Origin of the sequence: Amorphus orientalis, from assembly GCF_030814015.1 — a bacterium.
Taxonomy (GTDB): domain Bacteria; phylum Pseudomonadota; class Alphaproteobacteria; order Rhizobiales; family Amorphaceae; genus Amorphus; species Amorphus orientalis.
Window position 1 is genome coordinate 1413855 of sequence record NZ_JAUSUL010000001.1, and the last position, 21946, is coordinate 1435800.

General features: G+C 65.1%; 28 protein-coding genes. 19 read left to right on the top strand and 9 right to left on the bottom strand.

All coding sequences use genetic code 11. The annotated features are described in order from the left end of the window. Positions 1–178: 178 nt before the first annotated feature. The 6 genes from J2S73_RS06305 to J2S73_RS06330 all read right to left on the bottom strand — a co-directional run bounded on the left by J2S73_RS06305 (position 179) and on the right by J2S73_RS06330 (position 3758). Complete coding sequence (locus tag J2S73_RS06305; RefSeq protein ID WP_306884599.1) at positions 179–1252, bottom strand: tyrosine-type recombinase/integrase; 1074 nt, start codon at positions 1250–1252, stop codon at positions 179–181. A gap of 196 nt (positions 1253–1448) precedes the next feature. Further along, a complete protein-coding gene (locus J2S73_RS06310; RefSeq protein ID WP_306884600.1) occupies positions 1449–1814 on the bottom strand; it encodes a MazG-like family protein in 366 nt (121 codons plus the stop codon). Next, a complete protein-coding gene (locus J2S73_RS06315) occupies positions 1811–2170 on the bottom strand; it encodes a hypothetical protein (protein ID WP_306884601.1) in 360 nt (119 codons plus the stop codon). The genes J2S73_RS06310 and J2S73_RS06315 overlap by 4 nt, the downstream gene beginning before the upstream one ends. Continuing rightward, positions 2167–2418, bottom strand: a complete 252-nt coding sequence (locus J2S73_RS06320) for a hypothetical protein (protein ID WP_306884602.1) — start codon at positions 2416–2418, stop codon at positions 2167–2169. The genes J2S73_RS06315 and J2S73_RS06320 overlap by 4 nt, the downstream gene beginning before the upstream one ends. A 118-nt stretch (positions 2419–2536) precedes the next feature. Further along, entirely contained in the window at positions 2537–2911 is a 375-nt protein-coding gene (locus J2S73_RS06325; RefSeq protein ID WP_306884603.1) for a hypothetical protein, read from the bottom strand. Positions 2912–3005: 94 nt separating this feature from the next. Further along, on the bottom strand, positions 3006–3758 hold the full coding sequence (locus J2S73_RS06330; RefSeq protein ID WP_306884604.1) for a LexA family transcriptional regulator: 753 nt from the start codon (positions 3756–3758) through the stop codon (positions 3006–3008). A 94-nt stretch (positions 3759–3852) separates the two neighbouring features. Here J2S73_RS06330 and J2S73_RS06335 point away from each other — a divergent pair, with 94 nt between their 5' ends. The 14 genes from J2S73_RS06335 (at position 3853) to J2S73_RS06400 (ending at position 14709) form a co-directional block, all read left to right on the top strand. Continuing rightward, the gene (locus J2S73_RS06335) at positions 3853–4089 is read left to right on the top strand and encodes a hypothetical protein (RefSeq protein WP_306884605.1); all 237 of its coding nucleotides are present in this window, start codon (positions 3853–3855) and stop codon (positions 4087–4089) included. Continuing rightward, entirely contained in the window at positions 4086–4217 is a 132-nt protein-coding gene (locus J2S73_RS06340; protein WP_306884606.1) for a hypothetical protein, read from the top strand. Before J2S73_RS06335 ends, J2S73_RS06340 begins: the two co-directional genes overlap by 4 nt. Then, a complete protein-coding gene (locus J2S73_RS06345) occupies positions 4214–4486 on the top strand; it encodes a hypothetical protein (RefSeq protein ID WP_306884607.1) in 273 nt (90 codons plus the stop codon). The genes J2S73_RS06340 and J2S73_RS06345 overlap by 4 nt, the downstream gene beginning before the upstream one ends. Next, positions 4479–5057, top strand: coding sequence for a phage regulatory CII family protein (locus tag J2S73_RS06350; protein WP_306884608.1), 579 nt, complete (start codon positions 4479–4481; stop codon positions 5055–5057). Before J2S73_RS06345 ends, J2S73_RS06350 begins: the two co-directional genes overlap by 8 nt. Further along, a complete protein-coding gene (locus J2S73_RS06355) occupies positions 5054–5686 on the top strand; it encodes a helix-turn-helix domain-containing protein (RefSeq protein WP_306884609.1) in 633 nt (210 codons plus the stop codon). The genes J2S73_RS06350 and J2S73_RS06355 overlap by 4 nt, the downstream gene beginning before the upstream one ends. Next, the gene (locus tag J2S73_RS06360) at positions 5683–6339 is read left to right on the top strand and encodes a GcrA family cell cycle regulator (protein ID WP_306884610.1); all 657 of its coding nucleotides are present in this window, start codon (positions 5683–5685) and stop codon (positions 6337–6339) included. The genes J2S73_RS06355 and J2S73_RS06360 overlap by 4 nt, the downstream gene beginning before the upstream one ends. Continuing rightward, a complete protein-coding gene (locus tag J2S73_RS06365) occupies positions 6336–7580 on the top strand; it encodes a DUF7146 domain-containing protein (RefSeq protein WP_306884611.1) in 1245 nt (414 codons plus the stop codon). Before J2S73_RS06360 ends, J2S73_RS06365 begins: the two co-directional genes overlap by 4 nt. Continuing rightward, positions 7577–8017 carry a hypothetical protein gene (locus tag J2S73_RS06370; RefSeq protein WP_306884612.1) on the top strand — a complete coding sequence of 147 codons (441 nt, stop codon included), beginning with the start codon at positions 7577–7579 and terminating at the stop codon, positions 8015–8017. Before J2S73_RS06365 ends, J2S73_RS06370 begins: the two co-directional genes overlap by 4 nt. A 166-nt stretch (positions 8018–8183) precedes the next feature. After that, a complete protein-coding gene (locus tag J2S73_RS06375) occupies positions 8184–8519 on the top strand; it encodes a hypothetical protein (RefSeq protein ID WP_306884613.1) in 336 nt (111 codons plus the stop codon). Beyond that, positions 8519–9001, top strand: coding sequence for a thermonuclease family protein (locus J2S73_RS06380; protein ID WP_306884614.1), 483 nt, complete (start codon positions 8519–8521; stop codon positions 8999–9001). Before J2S73_RS06375 ends, J2S73_RS06380 begins: the two co-directional genes overlap by 1 nt. 224 nt (positions 9002–9225) lie before the next feature. Continuing rightward, positions 9226–10455, top strand: coding sequence for a DNA polymerase III subunit beta (locus J2S73_RS06385; protein WP_306884615.1), 1230 nt, complete (start codon positions 9226–9228; stop codon positions 10453–10455). Next, a complete protein-coding gene (locus tag J2S73_RS06390; protein WP_442320060.1) occupies positions 10455–12410 on the top strand; it encodes a DNA cytosine methyltransferase in 1956 nt (651 codons plus the stop codon). The genes J2S73_RS06385 and J2S73_RS06390 overlap by 1 nt, the downstream gene beginning before the upstream one ends. Beyond that, a complete protein-coding gene (locus J2S73_RS06395) occupies positions 12407–13810 on the top strand; it encodes a helicase-related protein (RefSeq protein ID WP_306884617.1) in 1404 nt (467 codons plus the stop codon). The genes J2S73_RS06390 and J2S73_RS06395 overlap by 4 nt, the downstream gene beginning before the upstream one ends. Then, positions 13807–14709, top strand: a complete 903-nt coding sequence (locus tag J2S73_RS06400) for a DNA-methyltransferase (RefSeq protein WP_306884953.1) — start codon at positions 13807–13809, stop codon at positions 14707–14709. The genes J2S73_RS06395 and J2S73_RS06400 overlap by 4 nt, the downstream gene beginning before the upstream one ends. On the opposite strand, the gene J2S73_RS06405 is transcribed toward J2S73_RS06400, so the two are convergent. The 3 genes from J2S73_RS06405 to J2S73_RS06415 are packed head-to-tail and all read right to left on the bottom strand — an operon-like array spanning position 14691 to position 15950. Further along, positions 14691–15368 (bottom strand): hypothetical protein, encoded by a 678-nt coding sequence (locus J2S73_RS06405; protein WP_306884618.1) that lies wholly within the window; start codon positions 15366–15368, stop codon positions 14691–14693. The genes J2S73_RS06400 and J2S73_RS06405 overlap by 19 nt on opposite strands. Continuing rightward, on the bottom strand, positions 15368–15649 hold the full coding sequence (locus J2S73_RS06410; RefSeq protein WP_306884619.1) for a BrnA antitoxin family protein: 282 nt from the start codon (positions 15647–15649) through the stop codon (positions 15368–15370). The genes J2S73_RS06405 and J2S73_RS06410 overlap by 1 nt, the downstream gene beginning before the upstream one ends. 10 nt (positions 15650–15659) lie before the next feature. Then, positions 15660–15950 (bottom strand): BrnT family toxin, encoded by a 291-nt coding sequence (locus J2S73_RS06415; RefSeq protein ID WP_306884620.1) that lies wholly within the window; start codon positions 15948–15950, stop codon positions 15660–15662. 104 nt (positions 15951–16054) lie between these two features. Here J2S73_RS06415 and J2S73_RS06420 point away from each other — a divergent pair, with 104 nt between their 5' ends. The 5 genes from J2S73_RS06420 (at position 16055) to J2S73_RS06440 (ending at position 21943) form a co-directional block, all read left to right on the top strand. Further along, positions 16055–17497: a DUF5906 domain-containing protein gene (locus J2S73_RS06420; protein ID WP_306884621.1), complete on the top strand. Its 1443-nt coding sequence runs from the start codon at positions 16055–16057 to the stop codon at positions 17495–17497. A 282-nt stretch (positions 17498–17779) separates the two neighbouring features. Further along, complete coding sequence (locus tag J2S73_RS06425; RefSeq protein ID WP_306884622.1) at positions 17780–18379, top strand: hypothetical protein; 600 nt, start codon at positions 17780–17782, stop codon at positions 18377–18379. A gap of 155 nt (positions 18380–18534) precedes the next feature. After that, complete coding sequence (locus J2S73_RS06430; RefSeq protein ID WP_306884623.1) at positions 18535–19128, top strand: phage tail protein; 594 nt, start codon at positions 18535–18537, stop codon at positions 19126–19128. 179 nt (positions 19129–19307) lie between these two features. Further along, a complete protein-coding gene (locus tag J2S73_RS06435; RefSeq protein WP_306884624.1) occupies positions 19308–19916 on the top strand; it encodes a hypothetical protein in 609 nt (202 codons plus the stop codon). Then, a complete protein-coding gene (locus tag J2S73_RS06440; RefSeq protein WP_306884625.1) occupies positions 19913–21943 on the top strand; it encodes a terminase gpA endonuclease subunit in 2031 nt (676 codons plus the stop codon). Before J2S73_RS06435 ends, J2S73_RS06440 begins: the two co-directional genes overlap by 4 nt. Positions 21944–21946: the final 3 nt, after the last annotated feature.

The following is a 21946-nucleotide window of genomic DNA, read 5'->3' on the forward strand; positions in this document are numbered from 1 at the left end:
ATATTGCCGCTCAATTTTTCCGATTGCGGAATTTCTCGCCGGTTGGCCTCATTTGGACGGAGCGTGGCTGTGGGCTTCGCCCAGCTGACCCTTGACCCTCCGCACCATCGCGTCTACGCAACACGCTCGATGGAGACGTGGCCGAGTGGTCGAAGGCGCTCCCCTGCTAAGGCGGTATCTATTTCGCCTTTTTCGCTTTTTCTTCCAGGTGCTTAAGCGCTTCGCCCGATGCGTCCTGTACGGGTTCTGTACGCATGGCCCTCATCGCCACGCCTTTCTGCCCATGGGAATAGGTGTCCAGGAGCACCTTCGTCGATGACCAGCGGCCGTCCATAGCGGCCGACGCGGGGTCGACCTTCTGGCGCACGACGGTTTCCGTTGCGAAGCCGTGTCGTCCGGCCGCATGGGGCATGATCTCTCCAATCCCCGCACGCTTGCAAACCCGCTTCCACGAGCCATAGACCGCATGCCGGGTCTTATACCCGAACACCCGCCCTCGGCGGGGCGGAAGGTTCGCGAGCACCGCAACCATCTGTGGGCTGATGTCGACCCATTGGGCGTCGTGTCCTTTTGCGGCCTGGAGCCACACCCGGTTGCCCGGCAGGTCGAGATCGTCCGGCGTCACCAACGTTGCCTGGGTGATGCGGGCCGCCGTCGTGAACATGAACAAGGCCATCGCGCCGAGATAGGGGTTCGCCTCGGAGCGGAACGCGTTGATCCATTCCCAGTCGCCCGGGATCTTCGGCACGCGAGACTGCTTCCCGCGCCGCTGGTCCTGCTTGACGCGCTCCGCACGCGTGAACGCCTTGATGCGGATCGGCGGGCACCTTCCGCGCTCGTGCGCGTTGTTGATCACCGACCGGGTCGGGGTGATAACCTGCCTCTGCCATGTATCGGTCGAGGCGTTCGGCAGCAGCTCCCGGGCAAGATCCTTGACCTCGGCCGGCTTTATGTCTGCCACTCGCCGATCTCCGATTTTCTTGAGGATCGGGATCAGGAACCGAGCATCGGCAGGTGTCGGATCATAGAGCAGCACGGCGTCCCGGAAGGTGAACTCAGCCTTCTCTGCTGCTAGCGCTTCGTCTCCAAGGAGACTACGTCGGCGCGCCTTCCTCTCGATTTCGGCCGCTTTCCACTCGGCAACCGATCGGTCAGATGTGCCAAGGCTTCGTCGTATGTAGCTCCCGCCTTCGGGTCGTCCGCGGACCCACCAGACCCCGCATCCGTCACGGTCGTAGATCTCGAGGGGCATCGCCGAGCGTCCTCCAGGATCAGATCGATGTCGGCCTTGGTAAAGAACATACCTTTGCCGATCATGCCGAACGCGCCAAGACGCTTTGCGCGCTCACGGAGGGTTCGCTCCGTTACCGATATCCCCATATTCCCCAGAGCCTCGACGAGGTCGCCGGGCGTGAAGAGGTCCGGGAGGGGAACGGGGCGCGGCATGGCTATTCTGCGGCCCCTAATGCGGAGCTCGAGGCAAGCCGTGTTCGCAGGCCGGTCTTCTCGCTCGTCGCATTGAACTTGGCCGGCACCGCTTCGCCCAGAAGATCGATGCCGGCCTGCATCGCGATCAGGTCCGCGCAGATAACGACGTCGGCCAGCTCCTCCGCGAGTTGTGCGAGCGTCGCCCTCGATCCGGCGATGCCGAGGCGTTCGCGCTCGAGCTTCTTGATCACATTGCAGGCTTCGCCGACTTCGCCGGCCATCTCGTTGCCGCGATACGCGAGCGTGATCCGGTCGTCGGGGTCCCATTCGGCCTGGCGGGTCTCGTTGGCAGAGCGGAGAGTGCCGCGCGTCTCGATCGCTTTCATCCCGACACCCTCCCTGCGACCGGCGAGATCGCGGCACGTGCCGAGAGGCGAGTGATCGCCTCGTCCATCTGAGCGATGGTGCGCTGCGCTGTCGTCGTCTCGTCGGCAAAGAGCCCGTCAGCCGTCCCAGATTCATCTGAGTTGAGGTCGGCGCCAAGCTTGGCCGCCCGGTCCCGAGCCGCCTGGCCGTGAGTATCGATCTCGTCTTCCGTGAAGCCGGCGAAGGCGAGGTCGCTGCGGGTTGCCGCGCCCGTGGCCGTCCAGCGTTCGATGAGGGTGCTGGCCATCGTGCGGATGATGGCTTCGGACCCCTCGCGTCGGGCGCGTTCGGCGTCGATCTGGGGTGTCGTGATCATCGGGCTTCTCCTGAACTGGAGGGGAGGGAAACCTGTTCCTGCAGCGCGCCGATCTCGTCGAGGATTGCCTCACCACGGGCGATGGCGGCCGCGTTCTCGGCGGGCGCAATGGCGAGCCGCGCGAGCACCATTCGGACGCAACGGGCGGCTGTGTTCAGATGGCCGACGTCCTCGGCGCGCGTGGACAGCTCGGCGGGGTCGATGACGACCTGGGGTGGAACGCCGTGAAAGGCGCGGGGGCCGGTCATCACCCGGCCTCCTGAGCGGCCACGACCGGACGCGTGTCATCGGGCGCTGGCGGGGGAGTCCAGATGACGATGGGGACGATCACAACAAGTGTAGCCGCGAGGGAGGCGATGTCGCGGATCACGAGGCGCCTCCGGTCAGCTTGCGATGTGCGTCCAGGATCATTCGCTCGATCTCGGCAAGCCGGCCCACGGCGGTGGACGTCATCGCACCTTTGTTGATGAAGTCGCGGAGGCGGACGGTGGCCTTGAGAAGGATCTCCGCGGTTATCCGGTCGACCGCTGCAGGGTTCGGCTCGGTCGGTGCTTCAGCCGCGCTGCTGGCGCTTGCCGTCACTGGAGCCGACAGGGCGGCTCGACCGGCCTCGCATTCGGCAAGCGCGATCGCCGAGCGGGCCTCGTCGAGATACGGCCGCATCTCGTCGGTGCTGTCGCTGTCGGTGACGGCGTGCATCGCCAGGAAGGCGGGAGAGGTGGAATGTGCTGTATCGGCCATCGCTGTATCTCCGCTGCGATGGCTTATGTAGCGATAATCGCTACCATTCGTCAATATGGATGTAGCGAATATCGCTATTCAGGTCACTGGCCAGTCACTTGCGGGCCATGTGGCCGCATACTCGTCCGAGGATTCTAATCCGATCTGCTGATACCTGGTCGCGGCCGTAGCTGGGGTTGTCGGAGATAATCTCGATAGTGGGCTGGTCGCTGTAGGGAACGCGGCGGAGCCTCTTCACCTGAGGTTCGCCAAAGGAGTCGTCAATAATATAGAGAGCGTCTGCGCGGAAACTCCGCTGCGACGTATCCACAATAACGCGGTCGCCTGGCAAAAGGGTCGGGAGCATAGAGTCGCCGACGACTTCGAGAACAAACGTGCGACCTTGTGTGATCTCAAGATGATATCTTGTGAATTCTTCTGGAAGAGTCCACTCCCGCACGACGGGATGGCCGACTGTCGTTTCGCCATTGCTTAGCGCTATGACGCCAAGTGCACCAACCTGACCGTGGCCAGCTCCCGGCCTGACGTCGATTTCCGGGAGTGCACCTGGGATCTGAGGCTTATAGAGCGTGTCCGAAGTGACGACGCTAGCCTCGTTGTCAGGGTGGTATGTCAGTTCCCGCAGGCCTTCGGCCGCTGCTTTTCTCAGGTCTTCGGGGAGGGGGTGTCCAGTCATCCTCGCGATTGCGAGCAACTCGTCGGCGGCAATCTGACGCTTACCGGACACCATCTTGTTGACTGCGGCCCGGTCAATAGACCGCCCGAGCTGGGCCGAAAGCAGGCGGGCAATTTCAGCCTGCGAATACCCGCTTTCTGTCAGTGCTTGCCGCAGCCAGTCGCTCATCATTCAGCCCTTGTAGCGGAAAGCGAACGCATTCGCGGTTGCTGAAATCGCTACACTCGCTTGACGGGCGTAGCGAATAGCGCTACAAACTGTGGCCATGGAACCGGCGAACAGCATCATTGATCTCTATGGCGGCGTCTCGATCGTGTCCGAGATTGCCGGTGTGCATCGTACCCGCGTCTCTAACTGGAGGCGGCCCAGGGACAAGGGCGGCACAGGTGGTGTCATTCCGTTCAAGCACGTTCCGAAGCTCCTCGCCTACGCGAGAGAGAATGGTCTGTCTGTAACGGCAGACGATTTTCTCCCTGAGCCCCAGCAGGAAGGTGCGGCATGATCGAGTTCGCCACCGAACGGGTCCTCACGCTTCTCGCCGGGTTCATCGCAGCAGCGTCGCTCGGACTTGCGACGGCGGCCGTTGCGCTCGGCGTTGCCTGGCTTTCGGACCGGGGGCGGCGGCCATGACCTCCGAGATCGTCTTCATCCTCTTCATCTCCCTTCTCGCGCTCGGCACGACAATTCCGTTCGCGATTCCGTGCTTCGCAAAGTGGTTCATCGCCATGCGAAGGCGCCGGTCTTCGGCGCAGCCCTCCTTGGGCGTTTCCTCCCTGAACTTGCCCGGGCCGGCCTGGTCCGGTCCGGGCTCTTTTCTCAGGAGGCATTCTTCCGCGGCCGTGACCTGCGGTCATCGCGAATGGTTTGCGAAATTTCGCGGCGGGGTGCGCCATGGCTGATCATGCCCGTCCGCACCGCTCCTCCGACTATCTGCGCCTGAAGGCGATGACGCGCCGTCTCGTCCATGCGGCAGGCGGGATCGAGGCCGCGTCGCTTGCGACGCGGGTCGGGCCGCAGCGGATCTCGACCTATCAGCGACCGCACGAGCCCGACTTCATACCGATCGACGTCGTCGCCGACCTCCAGGCGGACACCGACGATCTGTCGGTTCTTCGGGAGCTCGCGCGGCTTGCGGGCGCCGTCGTCGTTCCGCTTCCGGAGACGCCGGACGAGGCCGGCGGCCCTTGGCACCGCCACCTGGCCGACGTGGCCTCGGAAACCTCGGACGTGATCAAGCGGCTGTCGGAGTCGCTCGCGGACGATGGCGTCGTCACCGCGGTTGAGAGCCGGAACATGCACCTCACCGACGAGGTAGACGAGGCGATCAATGCGCTGATGCGGCTGCGTCACCGGCTCGAGGTGGTCGAAGGGGTTTCAAGAGGCGTGGAGCGCAGCGACAGGGAAGTGGGAGGCGGCGTGGAGCGCAGCGACAGGGAAGTGTCACGCGGTGACCGGGAAGGTGGCTCATGACACGGCCCTATTCCCAGATCCCCGGCGCCGAGGCCCTGATCGAACGGGTGTCCAAGGCTCTCGTTTTGGCCCATCCGGATTGCCAGGCGCGCCTCACCGCCGGTCAGGAGATCGGTGTTCCGGCGGCGGTGACCCGCACGCTGGCCATGGGCCGGCCGGTCGCGATCAATGGCTGGCTGCGGTGGTGTGCGGAGCTCGAACTGGATCCGGTAACGGGCAAACGGCTCGGAAAAGCTGTTCCGCCTTACGAAGGCGGCGACTTCCTTTGGTGGATGTGGGGATGTGGCGTCCACCTGACGCGGGTTACGCGCGGGGATCTGAGCCTCCGGGACCTTGCGCGACAAGCAGGAATTTCGCCGGCCACGGCGTCCCGCATGGAGCACGGTGAAGCGATGTCGGTGGCGGCGGTCGCCGCCGTTTCCCGCGCGATCGACCTCCATCCGCATGCCTACTGTGCCCCGGTGTTCGTCGGGTTGGTTTCACGGGGAACCGGTACTGAAACACTTCCGCCAAGAGGCGGGGAGCGCGGCGACCGGGAAGGGGCAAGAGGCGAGGAGCGCCGCAGGCGCGACCGGGAAGATCAATCAAGAGGCGGGGAGTGCGTAGCACGACCGGGAGGTGTGAAATGACCGGTCGTCGCGGACACCTTCCGGAGTGGTCGGCGCTCACGAAGGACGAGCGGCTTGCCCTGATCGAGCCGCATGTTCAGGCGGGGCTTTCGGCGTCCCAGATTGCCGAGACCGTCTCGCGCGAGGTTCGTGACCCGATCACGCGCAACGTCGTCATAGGGCTAATCAACCGCAGTGGTGGCAGGCTGGCCCTGAAGGTGGCGCCCAGAGGGTCTGGGCAGAGATCACGGTCCGGGAAACGGAGATCGCCATCGGCACCTGTCCGCGTCAAACGCAAAGCCGACACATTGGGGTGTGCCAGTACGCGGCCATCGCCGCGCAGACCGGCAGCTGTCGCCACCGTTAGGGAGGCATCTGCTGACGCAAAGCCATCTGTAGCGAAGCCGAATTCGGCCGGGGCCGTTTGTCAGCCCCCCAGCCCCGCGGCCCCGGTCGAAGCTCCCGTTCCCGTCGTCGTTCCTTCACTGGCGAGCGACGGGGACGGGGGCACCTCCTTTGAGTCGCTTCAAGAAGGTCTGTGCCGCTATCCGCTCTGGCCGAACGGCACGCGCCCGACGACGGCCGAGATGCGGTTCTGCGGCGAAGCCGTGCACGCCGATGGCGCGTCCTGGTGTTCCGATCATCTCGACCAAGTGACCGAGGGGGCGGCATGACGGACTCCCGAGAAATCGTCGTGCTCCTGACGGAGCGGCTCGAAGCGCTCCTGGGCGAGCTTTGCCCCGGATGGGGCATGCGGTCCGGCAAGGGCATCCTGTCGTGGAAATCGAAAGGGGTACCGGGATCCTGGCGGATCGGGCTTTCGGGCGGCGACCGTGGGCTCTGGGTGCGCTATTCGCGTTCCGGCGACGGCCCGCGCGGGGGCCTCGGCGGCGGGCCGATCGAGCTCGTTGCCTATGTGAACTCCGGCGAAAGCCGCACCAAACCGGTCCGTGAGGACTGGGATTGGGCGCGCCGCTGGCTTGGTCTGCCGGGCTGGGAACTGCGCACCTCCGAGGATCGCGCTGCCGCAGCGCGACGGGTGGCTGCCGCGCAGGCCCGGCGGGAAGAGCGTCTGCGGGAGGCGGCGGCGGCCGCACAGCATCAAGCCGCCCGTGCTGCTGCGATTTGGCGCGCCGGTCAGCGCGCTGCCGGAACAATCATCGAGCGATGGCTCGCTGAGGCGCGCGGAATCGATCTGAAGGCGGTCGGCTGGCCGCTCCCGACGATCCGGTTTCTTGCCGACGCTCCCTATTGGTTCGCGCCTGATGAGAAGGACGTCGCTCCGGTCCTTGTGCATCGCGGTCCCGCAATGGTCGCGGCGATCCAGAACGGCAAGACGGGCCGTCTGCAGGGCGTCCATCTGACCTGGCTGTCGCAGGACGGGCTTTCGAAGGCGACAATCGATAGGCCCGACGGCGAGGCACTCCCGGCGCGGAAGGTCCGGGGCGCGCTCATGGGTGGGCATGTCCGTTTCTGTACCTGCCCGGAGACCGGCCCGTCACAGTCTGAACCACGGTCCGAAACATCCTCCCGGTCGACCGGTCCGGCCTCCTCGCCTCTTCTGCTGGCGGAAGGCATCGAGACCACGCTGTCGGCGATCGAGGCATCGCAGATTGGTGGCTGGGCGTGTCTTTCCCGGTCGAATTTTCGCGCCTGGGTTCCGGCGTCCGCCGTTCTGCTTGCCTTCGATGGCGACGATCGGGATCGGAAGCGCGCCGAGAAGATCAACAAGGCCTCGGAAGCGTCCCATGCGGTCGCCGGCCGCCTGGTTCGCAGCACCCGCGCGCCCGACGGGTGCGACTGGAATTCATGGATGCGCGCGGTGAAGGGCCACCACGAGCCGGCTTGCGGGGTCTCTACAGGGGGCGATCAAGCCACTGACGCCGATCAGAAAACAATGGAGAGCGCGGCATGAATACGATCCGCGATCGTTGTTCGTTTTTGGCCGCTTCAATAGGCGAGAGCCGATCGACGATCGATACCTCGCTCGCGCGGGATTCGCGTCCGCTCCTGATCGTGGTTGCCGCACCTGGACGTGTCCCGGTCGTCTCCGGCGTGCGGGTGGTCGCGGTGACGTCGCTGCAGGATTGCCTCGTCGGCTTGGCGGGGGTCCCTGAGACGACGCCGTGGGCCGAATGGGACGCGCCGCCGCGTGGTGCGAGCATTCTCCGACGTCAACTCAAGGCGCGCCGCGGCCGCAGGGTCGGGCTCGCCAGCGACGGCGGTGTGATCGCCATCCGGGTCGGGAGGCACCAAGAGCCGAGGAGCGCCGTGCGCGACCGGGAGGGCAGTGACCCGGCGCGGAGGCCGGACCGGACGGCCGGGAGCAAGAAACAAGAGGTGCGCCCATGACCGAGGCAATTCGCCCGCTCGTGTGCACCTGCGGCGCTCCGGCTTTCTTCGGCTCCGGCGTCAATCTTCGTACGGGCAAGGCCGGGACCTGGCGGTGCCGAACATGTGCAGAAGCCGCCGGCGTGTTCCGGCATGTCGCAACACAGAAGCGCCTGGAGGTGCCAGCGTGAGCGCACTGGATGACATCGCGGCCGAACGCTTGCGGCAGATCGAGGCCGAGGGATGGTCGACCGAGCATGACGACGGGCACGCCGGCGGCCAGCTCGCCGCCGCTGCCGCCGCCTATGCCTGGTTTGCGACCCTTCCCGACGCGCTGCGGACCCACTTCGAGAGCGCTGCGATGTGCGAGCGCGATCGCCCGATCGTTCTGAAGCGCTGCTGGCCGTGGGCTTGGCAGTGGTGGAAGCCCCGATCCCGACGCCGGGACCTGGTGCGCGCCGGGGCGCTGATCGTTGCGGAAATCGAACGTCTGGACCGGCTCGAAAGCAGGGAGGCTGCGTGATGATTTTGCGATCCTTCGGCGCCTTCGTCCTCTTCCTCGCGGTAGCTCTCCCGGCGTCCGCCGCGGACGGGCCTCCGCCGCCCTATGACGGGGACACGATGTATGTCGCGCCCGGTCCCGACACACCGGCGTGCTCGCGCCTTCGCTGGGGCAAATGGGAAGCGGTCCGGATTCTCGGGATCGACACCCCCGAAATGGACGGCGAGTGCGCTGCCGAGGAGGCCCAGGCGAGGGCCGCCCGGTTGCGTTTGATCGAGCTGCTTGGTTCGGGAGAGGTGAGCCTCCGGAGAGATGGCTGCGACCGCTACGAGCGGACCCTCGCGCGTGTCTTCGTGAACCAGACCGACGTGGCGGCGGCGCTCATCTCCGAAGGATTGGGCCGGGCCTATGACGGCGGTCGCCGAGCTGGATGGTGCGCCGACGCCGATCAAAGCGCGGCCTCCGATGCTCCGATTCCACGGCCGAACCCCGGCAGAAAGTGAACGCCATGTCCGGTGTCCCGGTCGATGGGCCACCTGGTCATGGATGGGCCGGCCGCAGGACCGGCATTGCGGATCGTCGTCTGAGGTCGATCGCGACGGGCATCGGCACCTTCGTGCTGCAAGGCGGAGTTTGGCGGCACTGCTGCGACCCGCGCGTGACGATCGATCCGGATCGGGAAGCGGGGCCGCAAGGCCAGGACTAGACCAACACTGAGGAGGGTTCGATGGCCCGGATTTCAGCAACGGCAGGCGTCCTGCGTGATGCCCTGGACAAGCTGCGCTCGATCGTGGACGCGCGATCGCACATTGAGGTGTTGCGCTGCGTCCGGATCAAAGCGCGTGGCCGTAGACATCTCGAACTGTCGGGGACTGACCTCGATATGTGGATCACGGTCAGCGCCGAGGCTTCCCACGAGGCCCTTCGGCGCGGGTCCGGTGTGTGTGTGCCGTTTGCCCCGCTCCTGGCCTTCGTCCGGACCGTGCCGCGCGAGAAGACGATCTCGATTGCCATCGGCTCGAACGATCTCTGCTTCACCGCCGGCGAGACGAAAGTGCGCATGCCGCCCGGACCGCCGGCGGCTGACTTTCCAGCTCCGAAGGAATTTGAGGCTCCGGTGCTCGCCTGCACGTGGGCCGAACCCATTCGCGGGGCATTCCGCCGGGCCTTGCCGTTCATTTCGAGGGAAGAGACCCGCTACTACCTGAACGGCGTGGCGCTGCAGCAGGTCAAGCAGGAGGGCGACCACGGAGCTTGGTCGCTGATCGCGACGGACGGGCATCGGCTGATCGAGGTGCCGGCGGGTTCCGCGATTTCCGATGTAAGGCTCAGCGGCGCGTTTCCGGGCGTCATTCTGCCGAAAGTGCTGGTGGAGCAGATCGTGCGGCTCTGGCCGGGCGACGATGCGATTGCCGTCCGTATCTCGGGGCTTCAGATCGAACTCGATCTCGGCGACGTCCGGATCTCCTCCCGCCTCATTGACGGCACCTTTCCCGACTGGCGTCGCGTGATTCCGGATGGGGCGGAGTGCATCGCAGCCCTGCCGCACTCGCACTTTCTCGTCGCGGGACTTCATCTCAGGCGGATCATCAAGGCGATATCGCGGGATGTTCGCCGCTCGTGCTGCATCGTCGTCGATCGCGCGACCGTGCACCTCGAGTCGCGGCCCACCGTCACGGACCAGGTAATCGTTCCGGTCGGGCTGGCGATCGAAGCTGGTGAGGTGGCGGCGGGCACTCACGTCAACGTGGACTATCTGGTTCAACTTCTGCAGGCGATGCCGGCAGGCAAGGTGACGATCGCCTCTTCCGGGAACGGCCAGCCGCTCGTTTTCACATCCGACGCGGTGCCCGGTCTTCGGGCCCTGATCATGCCGATGCGGGGCGCCTGGGAAGTCGGCGAACCGGTCCAGCGGCTCGATGGGCCGAAGCCCACCGCGGCCGCGAGGGCGGCGTGATGAGGCAAGATACATGGGGCGGTGGTTCGACCGGGATTGATCAAGGGGCGTTAGCCCTAGGGGATCCGCCACCGAGGGACGCGTCCGACCATGGTCGCGAATTGATCATCGACAGCTTCGCCGGCGGCGGCGGGGCATCGGTCGGGATCGAGCGGGCGCTCGGCCGCTCGCCGGACTACGCGATCAACCACGACGCGGCGGCGCTGGCGATGCACCGCGCCAACCATCCCGACACGGTCCATCTGAGCCGGAACATCTGGCAGGTCGACCCGATGGAGGTGGTCGGACTTCGGCCGGTCGGGTTGCTTTGGGCCTCGCCGGACTGCAAGCACCACTCGAAGGCCAAGGGCGGCAGGCCGGTCAAGCGGGCCATCCGCGATCTGGCTTGGACCGTCGTTTTGTGGGCGCGCCGGGCGCGGCCGCGCGTGATCATCCTGGAGAACGTCGAGGAATTCCGGGATTGGGGGCCGCTCAAGGAACGCGAGGGCGGAGGCTACTATCCCGATCCCGAGCGGCGCGGGCAAACCTTCGACCGGTGGGTGGGCGAGCTGAAACGGCTCGGCTACCGCGTCCAGTGGCGCGAGCTGCGCGCCTGCGACTACGGTGCGCCGACGATTCGAAAGCGCCTATTCCTGATCGCCAGGCGCGACGGCAAGCCGATCGTCTGGCCGAAGCCGACGCACGGCGCACCGGACGATCCCGACGTGATCGCGGGCCTGCAGGAGGTGCGGACGGCCGGAGGCCGCACCGGGAAACATAAACTCCCGTGGCGGACGGCGGCGGAGATCATCGACTGGTCGCTGCCGTGCCCGTCGATTTTCGAGACCTCGGCCAAGATCAAAGCCAAATGGGGCGTGCGGGCGAACCGCCCGCTTGCCGAGGCGACGCTGCGGCGGGTGGCGAAAGGGGTGGTCCGCTACGTCCTCGAGGCAAAGCGGCCGTTCATCGTGCCGGTGACGCATGCCGGCGACACGCGATGCCACGATTCTGCCGAGCCGCTGCGGACCGTCACCACGGCGAACCGCGGCGAGCTGGCGTTTGTTACACCCTTCGTTTCCTACGGCCAGCAGGGCGGGTTGAACCGGCCGATCTCGGCGCCGCTCCACACGGTCACCGCCAGCGCGAAGGATACGAATGCGGTCATCACCCCGTTCGTCACCAAGTTCCGGTCGGGATCGACCGGCCACGACGCGCGCGAGCCGCTGGCGACGGTGACGGCAAACGGCCAATCGGACCGCCCGGGCGGCGCCGTTCCGCTCGGGGTTGTCGCGCCTTACCTGGTGCCGCGCTATGGCGAGCGGCCAGGCCAGGAGCCGCGCACGCGGGCAATCGACACGCCGCACCCGGTCGTCGTGCCGACCGGCAACGGGGCTTCGCTCGTCGCGGCATTCCTTGCCCAGCACAATACCGACATGGTCGGGCACGATGCGCGGGCGCCGGTGTCGACAATCGTCGGGAAGGGGTGCACGCAAGGCCTCGTCGCCGCGCACATGATCAACATGAAGGGCAGCGCCCGGGCGGACTATCCCGCCGAACATCCCGTTCCGACCATCACGGCGAGCACCGGTCATGCCGGCATCGTCGCGGCGTTCCTGGCCAAATACTACGGCGCCGGCGACCCGATCCAGGGCGTCGACGAAGCGCTGCACACCGTGACCACCAAGCCGCGCCACGGCCTGGTGACGGTGACGATCGACGGCGCGGCCTTCGTCATCGTCGACATCGGCATGCGCATGCTGACGCCGCGCGAGCGGTTCCGCGCGCAGGGGTTCCCGGACACGTACAGGATCGACGCCGGCGTTGGGCCGGACGGCGAAGCCGTCCCGCTGACGCAAGAGGTCCAAGGCCGGTGCTGCGGAAATTCGGTCTCGCCGGACGTTGCCGACGCGCTCGTCGAGGCGAACTGCGCTGATATGGCAATCCGACACACGGAAGCGCGGGAGGTGTCGGCGTGACCCTCCAATCCTACCACGACCTGATTGCGGCGAAACGCATCGCATTCGAACCGAGCGGCTTTGCGGACGTGGACGAGGCGGCGCTGCCTGCCCGGCTGTCGGACCACCAGCGGCATGGGGCGGCATTCGCTTTGCGCGCCGGATGCTCGGCGCTTTTCTACGACACCGGCCTTGGCAAGACGGGGATGGAGTTCGCCTGGGGCGACGAGGTCGTGCGGCGCACGAACAAGCCGGTGCTGATGTTCGCGCCGCTCGCCGTCGGTCCGCAGCACATCGCCGAAGCGGACAGCTTCGGGATCGAGGCCGTGCAATCGCGCACAGGTGCGGCGCCGTCACGTCCGGTCGTGGCGGTTACCAACTATGAGCGGCTGGAAAGCGTCGACCCGGACGATTGGGGCGGTGTGATCCTCGACGAGAGCTCGATCCTGAAGTCGTTCACCGGCAAGACGACACGACGGCTGATCGAGGCATTCAATCGCACACCGTACCGTCTCGCTGCCAGTGCGACACCGGCGCCGAACGATCACACCGAGCTCGGCCAGCACTCTGAATTCCTGGGTGTCATGCGCGCTCCGGAAATGCTGTCCCGGTTCTTCATCGCGGACCAGACCAATGCCGGCCGCTACCGGCTCAAGCGTCCGGCCGTGCGCCCCTACTGGAACTGGGTTGCCTCATGGGCGCGGTGCGTGTCGAAGCCGTCCGATCTCGGTTTTTCCGACGACGGCTACGAGCTGCCGCCGCTCAACCTCAATCGCCACATCGTCGCGGCCGATCGCTCGATCGATGCCGGCGCGGAAAAGACGGGGCAGGGTCTTCTGTTCCGGATCCCGGACGTTTCGGCAACGTCGATCCATCGGGAGAAGCGCCTCACGTGTTCCGCCCGGGCGGAGATGGTCGCGGAGATCGTCTCGGCCGAACCGGGCGAACCCTGGGTGATCTGGGTCGAGACCGACTATGACGCGGATGCCGTCATGGCCGAACTTCCCGATGCGGTGGAAGTGCGCGGATCGATGCCGGTCGAGCGCAAGGAGGAACGCCTTGCCGCCTTCACGACCGGCGCGGCGCGGATCCTCGTCACCAAGCCGTCGATCGCCGGCTACGGGCTGAACTGGCAGCACTGCGCCTGCATGGCGTTCATGGGGCTCTCGTTTTCCTACGAGAGCTTCTATCAGGCCGTCCGCCGGTGCTGGCGGTTCCGCCAGGCGCGGGCCGTCGACGTGCACGTCGTCTGTGCCGACACCGAAGATGCGGCCTGGCAGGTGGTCAGCCGCAAGGCCGGCGACCACGATTCCATGAAGCGCGAGATGACGGCTGCGATGGCGCGCACCGCGCGCGCCTCGGCCATTCTCCAATCCTACCGACCCGAACAGGAGGCGCGGCTTCCCGCGTGGCTGGCATGACGCAGGTTCTGGACCAGGCGACCGGCGAGGGCTGGGCCGCCTACAACGCCGACACGATCGAGTTCACGGCCGAAATGCCCGACAATTCGATCGACTTCTCAGTCTACTCTCCACCCTTCTCGTCGCTCTACATCTATTCCGAGAGCGAGCGGGACCTTGGCAATGTTGGCAGCCATGACGAGTTCTTCGCCGCCTACCGCCATCTGATCCGGGAGAAGCTGCGCGTGACGCGGCCGGGCCGGCTGACGGCGATCCACGTCAAGGATCTCGTCTACTACTCGAACTCCTCCGAGAAAGGCGATCGCGGCCTCTACCACTTCACCGGCGGATGCATCGCCGCGCACGTTGACGAAGGCTGGACCTTTCATCGGCTGGTCACGGTGTGGCGCGATCCGGTCAAGGAGATGCAGAAGACCAAGGCGGACCGGCTTCTCTACAAGCACTTCCGGGAGGATGCCGCGCGCACCGGCGGCGGCATGCCGGAATATATCGCCGTCTTCCGGAAGTGGTCGGACGGTATGGACGACACCCCGCGCGTCTCGCATCCGCCGGACGACTATCCCCTTGAGGTCTGGCAGGAATGGGCGTCGCCGGTGTGGATGGCGACAAGGGAGACGGATGTCCTGAACGTCGGCGCCAAAGGCGACGAGGAACGGCATCTCTGCCCCATGCCGCTCGACCTGACCCGCCGCCTGGTACTGCAGTACACCAACGCTGGCGAGACGGTCTATTCGCCATTCATGGGCATCGGCTCGGAGGGCTTCGAGGCGATCCGCCACGGCCGCCGCTTCGTCGGGACCGAACTGAAGCCGGAGTATTTCCGAATCGCCGTCCGCAACCTCAAGCGCGCCGAAAAGAACAAGGCGACGGGGGATTTGTTTCAGGGAGAGGTCGCTTGATCGCTCTGATTTTCGGACAAATCAATGTCTGCCCGCAGGGTTGCGATCTTGCCATCCAATCTGATGGTCGCGCACGACGTTATAGCTTCCCTGAGTCTCTTTCTTTGATGTTGATCATAGACCTCTATTTTCATTCTGAATCGAGCTGGCATCTCGGACCTGTTTTCCCACCCCGCCAAGCGAATGCCTCCATAGAAATCTATCTTACCGGCGTGTTTTTTGCTCCGACTGAGGCCAACAGGTTTGGCGTCTTTGGGTCTATTGCGAGTCTCAGCATCTATGATGCGAAACGAACACTGAGGTTTGTGTATTCGGAAATCACTAATGATTATAGATCTTCTGTTCCAATTTGTAATTCTGACATTCAAGACGTTCGTTGCAAGCAAATCTTGGTCGACGAAAAGGTCGAGAGTTGGGTAGCTATCGCCGACAATATAGTCAGTCTGCCTACGAGCTTCATGAAGCTGTCCGAGCAATGGTCGAAGGGTCAGCAAGGCGGCAACGAACGCACCCAGACCGGCCGCCCAGCCGCTGAGGGCTCCTACCGCTTCCCAGGTTTCCGTCGATACGGGAGAAAATACAGCGACCGCGCTCGCGCCCATAAATACCCCGAGCACGGAAGCAGCTGTGATTGGGATCCAATGATTCCAGTCTGGCACTACTTCAATCCGACAGCTTTGCGGAGCGCGGCGTTGGCGCGGGTCTGCCAGCCAGGTCCGCCTTCCTTGAGCCGGTCGATGACATCCTGGTCGAGCCGGATGCTCACCGATTTCTTCGGCGTCTCGGCCGGGGGGCGCCCGCCGCGCCGGCGGCGGAAGAGGTCATCGGCCGGAGGATTGTCCGGATCGGCCTCGGCGGCGGCCGTGATCGCGGCGTCCTCCTCGTCGGTGATCGCCTCGAGGTTTTCCTTCGCGAGACGCCTGGCCTCGTCCTTCGTCATGCGGGGCCGGTCAGTCCTCGGCTTGATGGTCGTCATAGGTTCTCATCTCCCGTCTGTTGGCCTTGCGCAGCGAGATTGCCCGAAGCGTCTCGTCGCGCATGGTGAACACGAGGACATGCAGGCGGTGGCCGATGAAGCCCAATGCCACTTCCCGCCGCTCGCCGTAATCATGGCGGTCGTCGACTTCCACCATCGCTGTTTCGAACGCGAAGTCCGCAAGTTCGTTGAACGATACGCCGTGCTTCGCGATGTTTTCCGCCTCCTTGGCGTCGTCGAAGTCGATGGTGCGCGGCGTGTCCATGGAAATAACGTATATACAAAAACTGCTAACCGCAAGTGTTTTTTGTATCTACAAAAACATGCTCGGTTTCTAGGGCGATCAGTGACTGCGGAGGCGGCTTAATCATGGCTTCCGGCAATCGAAAAGACCCGGACGCCGCGACGGTCGACGACATCGGAGCGTCGATCGCCGGCGCCGGCCACGCCGCGTTGCCGAGCGACGGGCCCTACGAGGTCGACGAGTTCAACGACAGCTATGCGATCGTGCTGGTCGGGTCGCGCTGCATGATCCTGCGCGAGTTTCCCGAGGGAGCTCCGCACGAGCGGCTGCAGCTGCTTTCCCTCGAGGCCTTCCATGCCTGGAACGCCAATCGCGTCGAGTACCTGGAAAACTCGAAGAAGGAACTGAAGGCCGTCCCGAAATCCACCCTCTGGATGCGGGACCCGGCGCGCCGGCAATATTCCGGCATCGTGTTCGAACCGGACCCTGACGGGCCCGACGCGGCCGCGCCGGCCGGCACCTACAACCTCTGGCGCGGCTTCGAATACGAGCGGAGCCGGGACGGGGACAATTCGGCGATCCTCGATCATCTGCTTGAACGGGTGTGCCAGGGTTCCGAGGAGCTCTTCCACTATGTCACCGCCTGGTTCGCCCACATGGTCCAGCGGCCGCGCGAGCGCATCGGCACCGCCCTCGTCATCCGCGGCGGGCAGGGCACCGGCAAGACGATGATCGGCCAGACGTTCGGCTCGCTGTTTGCCCCCCACTACTTCCTTGCCGACGATCCGCGCTACCTGATCGGCCAGTTCAACGCCCACATGAAAGGGTGTCTGCTGTTGCAGGCCGACGAGGGCTTCTGGGCCGGCGACAAGCATGCCGAGGGCCGGCTCAAGGGGCTGGTGACATCGGACATCCAGTTTATCGAGCACAAGGGCGTCGATCCGATCCAGATCAAGAACTACGTGCGCCTCCTGGTCACCTCGAACGAGGACTGGGTTGTGCCGGCCGGCAAGGACGAGCGGCGCTTCGCCGTGTTCGACATCAAGGACAAGGGGAAGGGCGATGGCGCCTACTTCTCCTCGCTCTTTGCCGAGGCGATGCGGCCGGAAAACCGCGCCGCGCTCCTAGACTACCTCCTCGACTTCGATCTCTCGCGCGTGGACCTGCGCGATATCCCGAAAACGGGCGGCCTCTTCGAACAGAAGGTGCGCTCGCTCGACCCGATCGAGAGCTGGTGGCTCGAGCGCCTGAGAGAGGGCGCGCAATTGCCCGGGACCGACGAATGGAAGGATTGGGTTCCGACCTATCGTCTTCACGCGTCCTACATTGCCTTCGCGGAACGTGTCGGAATCAAGCGCCGCGCCACCGAAACCGAGTTCGGGATCAAGCTGAAGAAGCTCGTGCCTGGGATCGTCCGAAAGAAGCGCGTCTTCCTGGACGACGACGGCAAGCAGATACGCCCCTGGGGCTACGACTTCCCGCCGCTTCTCACGGCGCGGGCCTGGTTCGAGGCCTCCGTCGGCCAGGATGTGACATGGGACGAGGAGAGTGAGGAAGCGAGCCCGTGATCGCGGCCATGGCCCACCTTGAGGTGGGGCACGGCGCGAAGGTGGGGCGCTGATTTTCTATTGCAGCTCAATGCGGTGCCCCACCTGCCCCACGTGCCCCACCTTTTCGCGCGCGTGGGCGCGCGTGAAGGGCGGTGAGAGCGACTTCCACAATCCCCATGGATCTTCATTCAAGTGGGGCAGGTGGGGCAGGTGGGGCAAGCAATTGAAACGACGGAAAAAATCGGTGCCCCACGTTGAAAACCAAGGTGGGGCAGGTGGGACAGAGCGGGAGAAGGCGGAATGGCGAAGAGCAGGCGCAAGCGGAAGGTGACCTTGCCGCCGGTGACGGCGGCGGAGCGCGGCCTTGTCATGGAGGCCGTCGAAGGCGGCTATGAGAGTGGCGGCGTGGAGCGGCGTCAGCGACGGTGCGCGGCGATCGATACCATGCGTCGCAAGCGGCAGATCACCGAGCGCCAATTCGATGCGGCGAACCGGCTGCGCGAGGCGGCGAGCGCGATGGGTTTGCGCACGGTCGACATGACCCGGGATATCGTCGATCAGGGGCAGGGAGAGGGGCCGGTCCTGGCGATGACGCTGGCAGCGCGGGATCTGGCCGACGCCAGGACGTTTCTCGGCCCGGATCTGGCGCGCATGGTGATGAAGATCGCAGTCGAGGGCGCGTCCGTGGAGGATGCGGCGATCGCGGAATACGGTGCCGGGTCAAACGGCCGCCCGACCGGGCGGGCGCATCGCGCCACGGCTGATCTGATCCGGACCGCGCTTGATTCGCTGGCGGATCTCTGGTGGCCGCAGCGCCAGTACGGCATCCGGGGTGCGATGGAAGAGGGCGCCCGTCCGACGCTGGGCATCGTCGAAGACGTTGAAAACGCATCGGAATAGTCGTTTTCCCGCAGGCGGTTCCGTCCGTCCGTTTAAGCGGCGCTTGACAAGCGGAGCATGATCAGCGCGAATAGGCACGTTGGATTTCTGCGCTCGGATCAGCCTGACGGCGGCCCGGGCGTTTTTTGTGTCCGCTTCCCGACAATCGAGACGCCATGCTTTCCGTGCGCTGGAGCAATATCGACGGGCTCGTCCGATACGAGCGCGCGTTGAAGGTGCTCGGCGACAAGCGGATGAGGGCCGTCGAGAACCGCGTCGTGAACCGAACCGGCGACGCGGCACGAACCCAGGTGCGGCGCCAGCTGCCGAAACAGACCGGGCTCAAGCGAAAGGTGATCGTCGAAGCCGTGCGCGTGTCGCGGTCCGATCCGTCGACGCTCACCTACACTATGACGGCCCAGGGCGGCGAAGTGGCTCTGAAGTTCTTCGGAGCGCGCGAGACGCGGCGCGGGGTTTCGGCGGCACCGTTCGGTCAGCGGAAGATCTTCGAAGGCGCGTTCATGAAGGCCGGTTGGGTTTGGAGCAAGCGTGTGATCAAGCCGAACTGGAATGGACAGGTGTTCAAGCGCACTGGTGGCACAACCAGAACCGGCATGGACGAGTTCGAGAAGCAAAAGTCGGGTGTCTTCATCCCGAAGGAGATGGTGCGGGGCGCGACGAAGTCGGCCTTCGAACGGACCGTCTCGTCGGTGATGCCGCGCCGCTTCGAACACGAGATCAAGCGGGCGACCGGCGGCGCCTTCAGCTGATCGGCTTGGATGGTCAAGCCTGGCTTGACCCCGAAACGCACTAGGGACCGTTTCGCGGTTCTACCCGCCACGGGGCGGAAGACTCCCGAAAAACGGCCAGTCGCACAGGCTCAAAAGTTAGGTTGTCACGGTTGCCAGCCGGAGCGGTTCCGGTTGTCACCGCGCGCGAGTGAATGGTGATGGATGACACTGCCTCGCACGTGATGGTCACACCGGGCGAGGTGGCAGAGCGGGACGGCGTGTCGAAGCAGGCCGTCACCAAGATCGTGCGCCAGCTGGTGGACAAGCACGACCTGCCGGTCGAGCGGGATGGTCGGGACCGCATCGCTCGGTTCTCGCTTGCCCACTACGATCACCATCGCGGGCAATTCGCGAGCTCGGCCCGGACAACGGCCGCACGGGGATCTGCCGCAGGCGGAAAAGAAACCGCTGCAGCGAACTCGGATTCCCGTGACGAGGCGCTCCGTCGTGAAGCCTGGCTCCGCCTGGACCGAGCGGTGCTGCAGCAGCAGGAAGAGCTGAAGAAACTCGTCCGCGCCGACAAGCTTCAGGAAGGCCTGTCCGGCGCCGGCCGCAAGATCCAGAGCGTTGTGGCACGGCTTCCGAACCGCGCCGACGACATGGCGCTCGCCGTCTCTCGCGAAGGGTCTCAGGGGCTTCGCACGTTGCTCCGGACGATCGCCGCCGAAATCAATCGCGAGATCGCGGACGAACTGGATGCTCTGGCGCGGGCCGCGCCGGTGAATGACGATCGTATCGCGGACGAAAGCGAAGACACCGCCGCATGACGCTCCACCTGCAGGGACATCATCCGGGCGCCGAAGCGCTGGTGGCGTCGACGCTTGCGCGCGCGATCCGTCCCGTGGCGCCGTTACCGTTTCGTGAGTGGCTCCCTCAGAACATCGTCCTCGTCGACGGACCGAAGAAAGGCGAGTTCTGGTCGATCGACGACGCCCCCTATCTGGGGGCGATCGCGGACTGTCTCAGCGTCGAGGATCCGTGCACGCTCGTGACGGTGCGGAAGTCGCAGCAGACCGGTGTCTCGATCCTGGCACTCGCCTGGTGCCTCTACCTCGCCGAACTCGCTCCGGACAACATCCTCTACGCCCTGCCGTCCATCGACTTTCTGCAGGACATCAACTCCCAGAAGCTCTCTCCGCTGATCGATGCGTGGCAGCGCGAGACCGGAAAAGAGATCATCTATCCGTCGATCAGCCGGTCCGGTGCCGGGTCGACAATCAACGAGAAACGCTTCGCGGGCGGCTCGCTTGCCCTCGCGAACGCGAACGTCGCCACCGACCTCTCCGGCGTGACCGATCGGTACGGCGTGAAGGATGAGGTCTCCAAGTGGAAGACACACACGAGCGGTGACGATCCGGAGACGCTGTTCTTCGGTCGCTTCACGGCCTATCGGCGAACCAAGGCCTACAAGGTCTTCGAGCTGTCCACGCCTGAAATCGACACCGGCGACGAGCTCGGTGAGGCGGAAGGCCATTGCCGCATCGACCGGTCTTTCAAGCGGTCCGACCAGCGTTTCTGGAACATTCGCTGCCCCGAATGCGGGTTCGAACAGAAGCAGTTCTTCGAGAACTTCATCCTCGATCGCGCGCATCCGCATAAGTCGCGGTATCAGTGCGAGAACTGCACGCACGAGATTTCGGAGATCGAGCGGGTCGTTGCCGTTCGCGGTGGCCGGTTTGTTGCCACGAAAGAAGGTCCGGACCGGCATCCCGGCTTTCACGTCGATGCCTTCGACTCGCTCATGATGAGCTACGAGGCGATCGCCGAGGACGTGTTGTCCCACTCCAAGCCTGGCGGCCTCGGCGAAAAGGGGATCCACAATCTCGTCCTGGGCCTGCCGGTTCGCGAGAGGGGCAATGCTCCGGACTACGATCGGCTCATGGAGCGCCGCGAAGACTATCCGGAAGGCGTGATCCCCGCCGACGGGCTGCTGGTCACCGCCGGCGCTGACATTCAGCACAACGGCATCTGGGTCGAGGTCGTCGCATTTGCCGAAGATCGGCAGAGCTGGTCGATCGTGGTGCGCTTCTTCGAGGGCGCCACCGACGATCCGAGCCGAGGCGCCTGGACGGAGCTGGCTGACTTCTACCGGTCACCGCTGATCGACGTGTTCAAGCAGTCGCGCTTGATCGACATGCTTGCTGTCGACGGCAGCGATGGCGGCCGAATGAACCAGGCCCTTGAGTGGGCGCGTCGCCACCGGGACGCCGTCGCGATCAAGGGCCAGCCGGGCAGAGGCGTCGCCGCGATCGGGTTGCCGTCCAAGACGTCCATCCGGAAGACCGGCAAGCGGAAGCGCTTCGGCAGCGCCATGTTGTGGCCGGTCGGGACCTGGGGTCTCAAGTCCGAGTTGATGGCGAACCTGCACAAACCTGGACTGGCAGCGGGGGCCGATTTCGACCCGCCCGGCTACTGCCACTTCAGCCAGAACGTCAATTCGAAAGAGTACTTCATGCAGCTGACGGCCGAGAGCTTCGTTTCCGGCGTCGTCAAAGGCAAGTTCAAGGAGGAATGGAAGGTCCTGCGGCGGGACAACCATCTTCTCGATTGCCGCGTCTACGCCATGGCCATGGCGGAAAAGCTCGGCCTGACGACGATGGGCCCGGAAGAATGGGCATCGCTTCGGGCGATGCGCCGGCCTTCGGGGCAGCCAGACCTTCTGACGCCGCTGCAGCATCGGCCGAAGGCAGATCGCGCACCTGAGCCGCAGCCGGCTGCAGCCGATAAAGAGGCCAGGGGTCAACAGGAGAGCCCCGCATCCGAGCGACAGCGGCGCAAATGGGGCCAGCGGTGAGAG

Bases quoted from the DNA above. Each gene is read 5' to 3' on its own strand.
- J2S73_RS06305 (WP_306884599.1), bottom strand. From the start codon at position 1,252: ATGCCCCTCGAGATCTACGACCGTGACGGATGCGGGGTCTGGTGGGTC.
- J2S73_RS06310 (WP_306884600.1), bottom strand. From the start codon at position 1,814: ATGAAAGCGATCGAGACGCGCGGCACTCTCCGCTCTGCCAACGAGACC.
- J2S73_RS06315 (WP_306884601.1), bottom strand. From the start codon at position 2,170: ATGATCACGACACCCCAGATCGACGCCGAACGCGCCCGACGCGAGGGG.
- J2S73_RS06320 (WP_306884602.1), bottom strand. From the start codon at position 2,418: ATGACCGGCCCCCGCGCCTTTCACGGCGTTCCACCCCAGGTCGTCATC.
- J2S73_RS06325 (WP_306884603.1), bottom strand. From the start codon at position 2,911: ATGGCCGATACAGCACATTCCACCTCTCCCGCCTTCCTGGCGATGCAC.
- J2S73_RS06330 (WP_306884604.1), bottom strand. From the start codon at position 3,758: ATGATGAGCGACTGGCTGCGGCAAGCACTGACAGAAAGCGGGTATTCG.
- J2S73_RS06335 (WP_306884605.1), top strand. From the start codon at position 3,853: ATGGAACCGGCGAACAGCATCATTGATCTCTATGGCGGCGTCTCGATC.
- J2S73_RS06340 (WP_306884606.1), top strand. From the start codon at position 4,086: ATGATCGAGTTCGCCACCGAACGGGTCCTCACGCTTCTCGCCGGGTTC.
- J2S73_RS06345 (WP_306884607.1), top strand. From the start codon at position 4,214: ATGACCTCCGAGATCGTCTTCATCCTCTTCATCTCCCTTCTCGCGCTC.
- J2S73_RS06350 (WP_306884608.1), top strand. From the start codon at position 4,479: ATGGCTGATCATGCCCGTCCGCACCGCTCCTCCGACTATCTGCGCCTG.
- J2S73_RS06355 (WP_306884609.1), top strand. From the start codon at position 5,054: ATGACACGGCCCTATTCCCAGATCCCCGGCGCCGAGGCCCTGATCGAA.
- J2S73_RS06360 (WP_306884610.1), top strand. From the start codon at position 5,683: ATGACCGGTCGTCGCGGACACCTTCCGGAGTGGTCGGCGCTCACGAAG.
- J2S73_RS06365 (WP_306884611.1), top strand. From the start codon at position 6,336: ATGACGGACTCCCGAGAAATCGTCGTGCTCCTGACGGAGCGGCTCGAA.
- J2S73_RS06370 (WP_306884612.1), top strand. From the start codon at position 7,577: ATGAATACGATCCGCGATCGTTGTTCGTTTTTGGCCGCTTCAATAGGC.
- J2S73_RS06380 (WP_306884614.1), top strand. From the start codon at position 8,519: ATGATTTTGCGATCCTTCGGCGCCTTCGTCCTCTTCCTCGCGGTAGCT.
- J2S73_RS06385 (WP_306884615.1), top strand. From the start codon at position 9,226: ATGGCCCGGATTTCAGCAACGGCAGGCGTCCTGCGTGATGCCCTGGAC.
- J2S73_RS06390 (WP_442320060.1), top strand. From the start codon at position 10,455: ATGAGGCAAGATACATGGGGCGGTGGTTCGACCGGGATTGATCAAGGG.
- J2S73_RS06400 (WP_306884953.1), top strand. From the start codon at position 13,807: ATGACGCAGGTTCTGGACCAGGCGACCGGCGAGGGCTGGGCCGCCTAC.
- J2S73_RS06410 (WP_306884619.1), bottom strand. From the start codon at position 15,649: ATGACGAAGGACGAGGCCAGGCGTCTCGCGAAGGAAAACCTCGAGGCG.
- J2S73_RS06415 (WP_306884620.1), bottom strand. From the start codon at position 15,950: ATGGACACGCCGCGCACCATCGACTTCGACGACGCCAAGGAGGCGGAA.
- J2S73_RS06420 (WP_306884621.1), top strand. From the start codon at position 16,055: ATGGCTTCCGGCAATCGAAAAGACCCGGACGCCGCGACGGTCGACGAC.
- J2S73_RS06425 (WP_306884622.1), top strand. From the start codon at position 17,780: ATGGCGAAGAGCAGGCGCAAGCGGAAGGTGACCTTGCCGCCGGTGACG.
- J2S73_RS06430 (WP_306884623.1), top strand. From the start codon at position 18,535: ATGCTTTCCGTGCGCTGGAGCAATATCGACGGGCTCGTCCGATACGAG.
- J2S73_RS06435 (WP_306884624.1), top strand. From the start codon at position 19,308: ATGGATGACACTGCCTCGCACGTGATGGTCACACCGGGCGAGGTGGCA.
- J2S73_RS06440 (WP_306884625.1), top strand. From the start codon at position 19,913: ATGACGCTCCACCTGCAGGGACATCATCCGGGCGCCGAAGCGCTGGTG.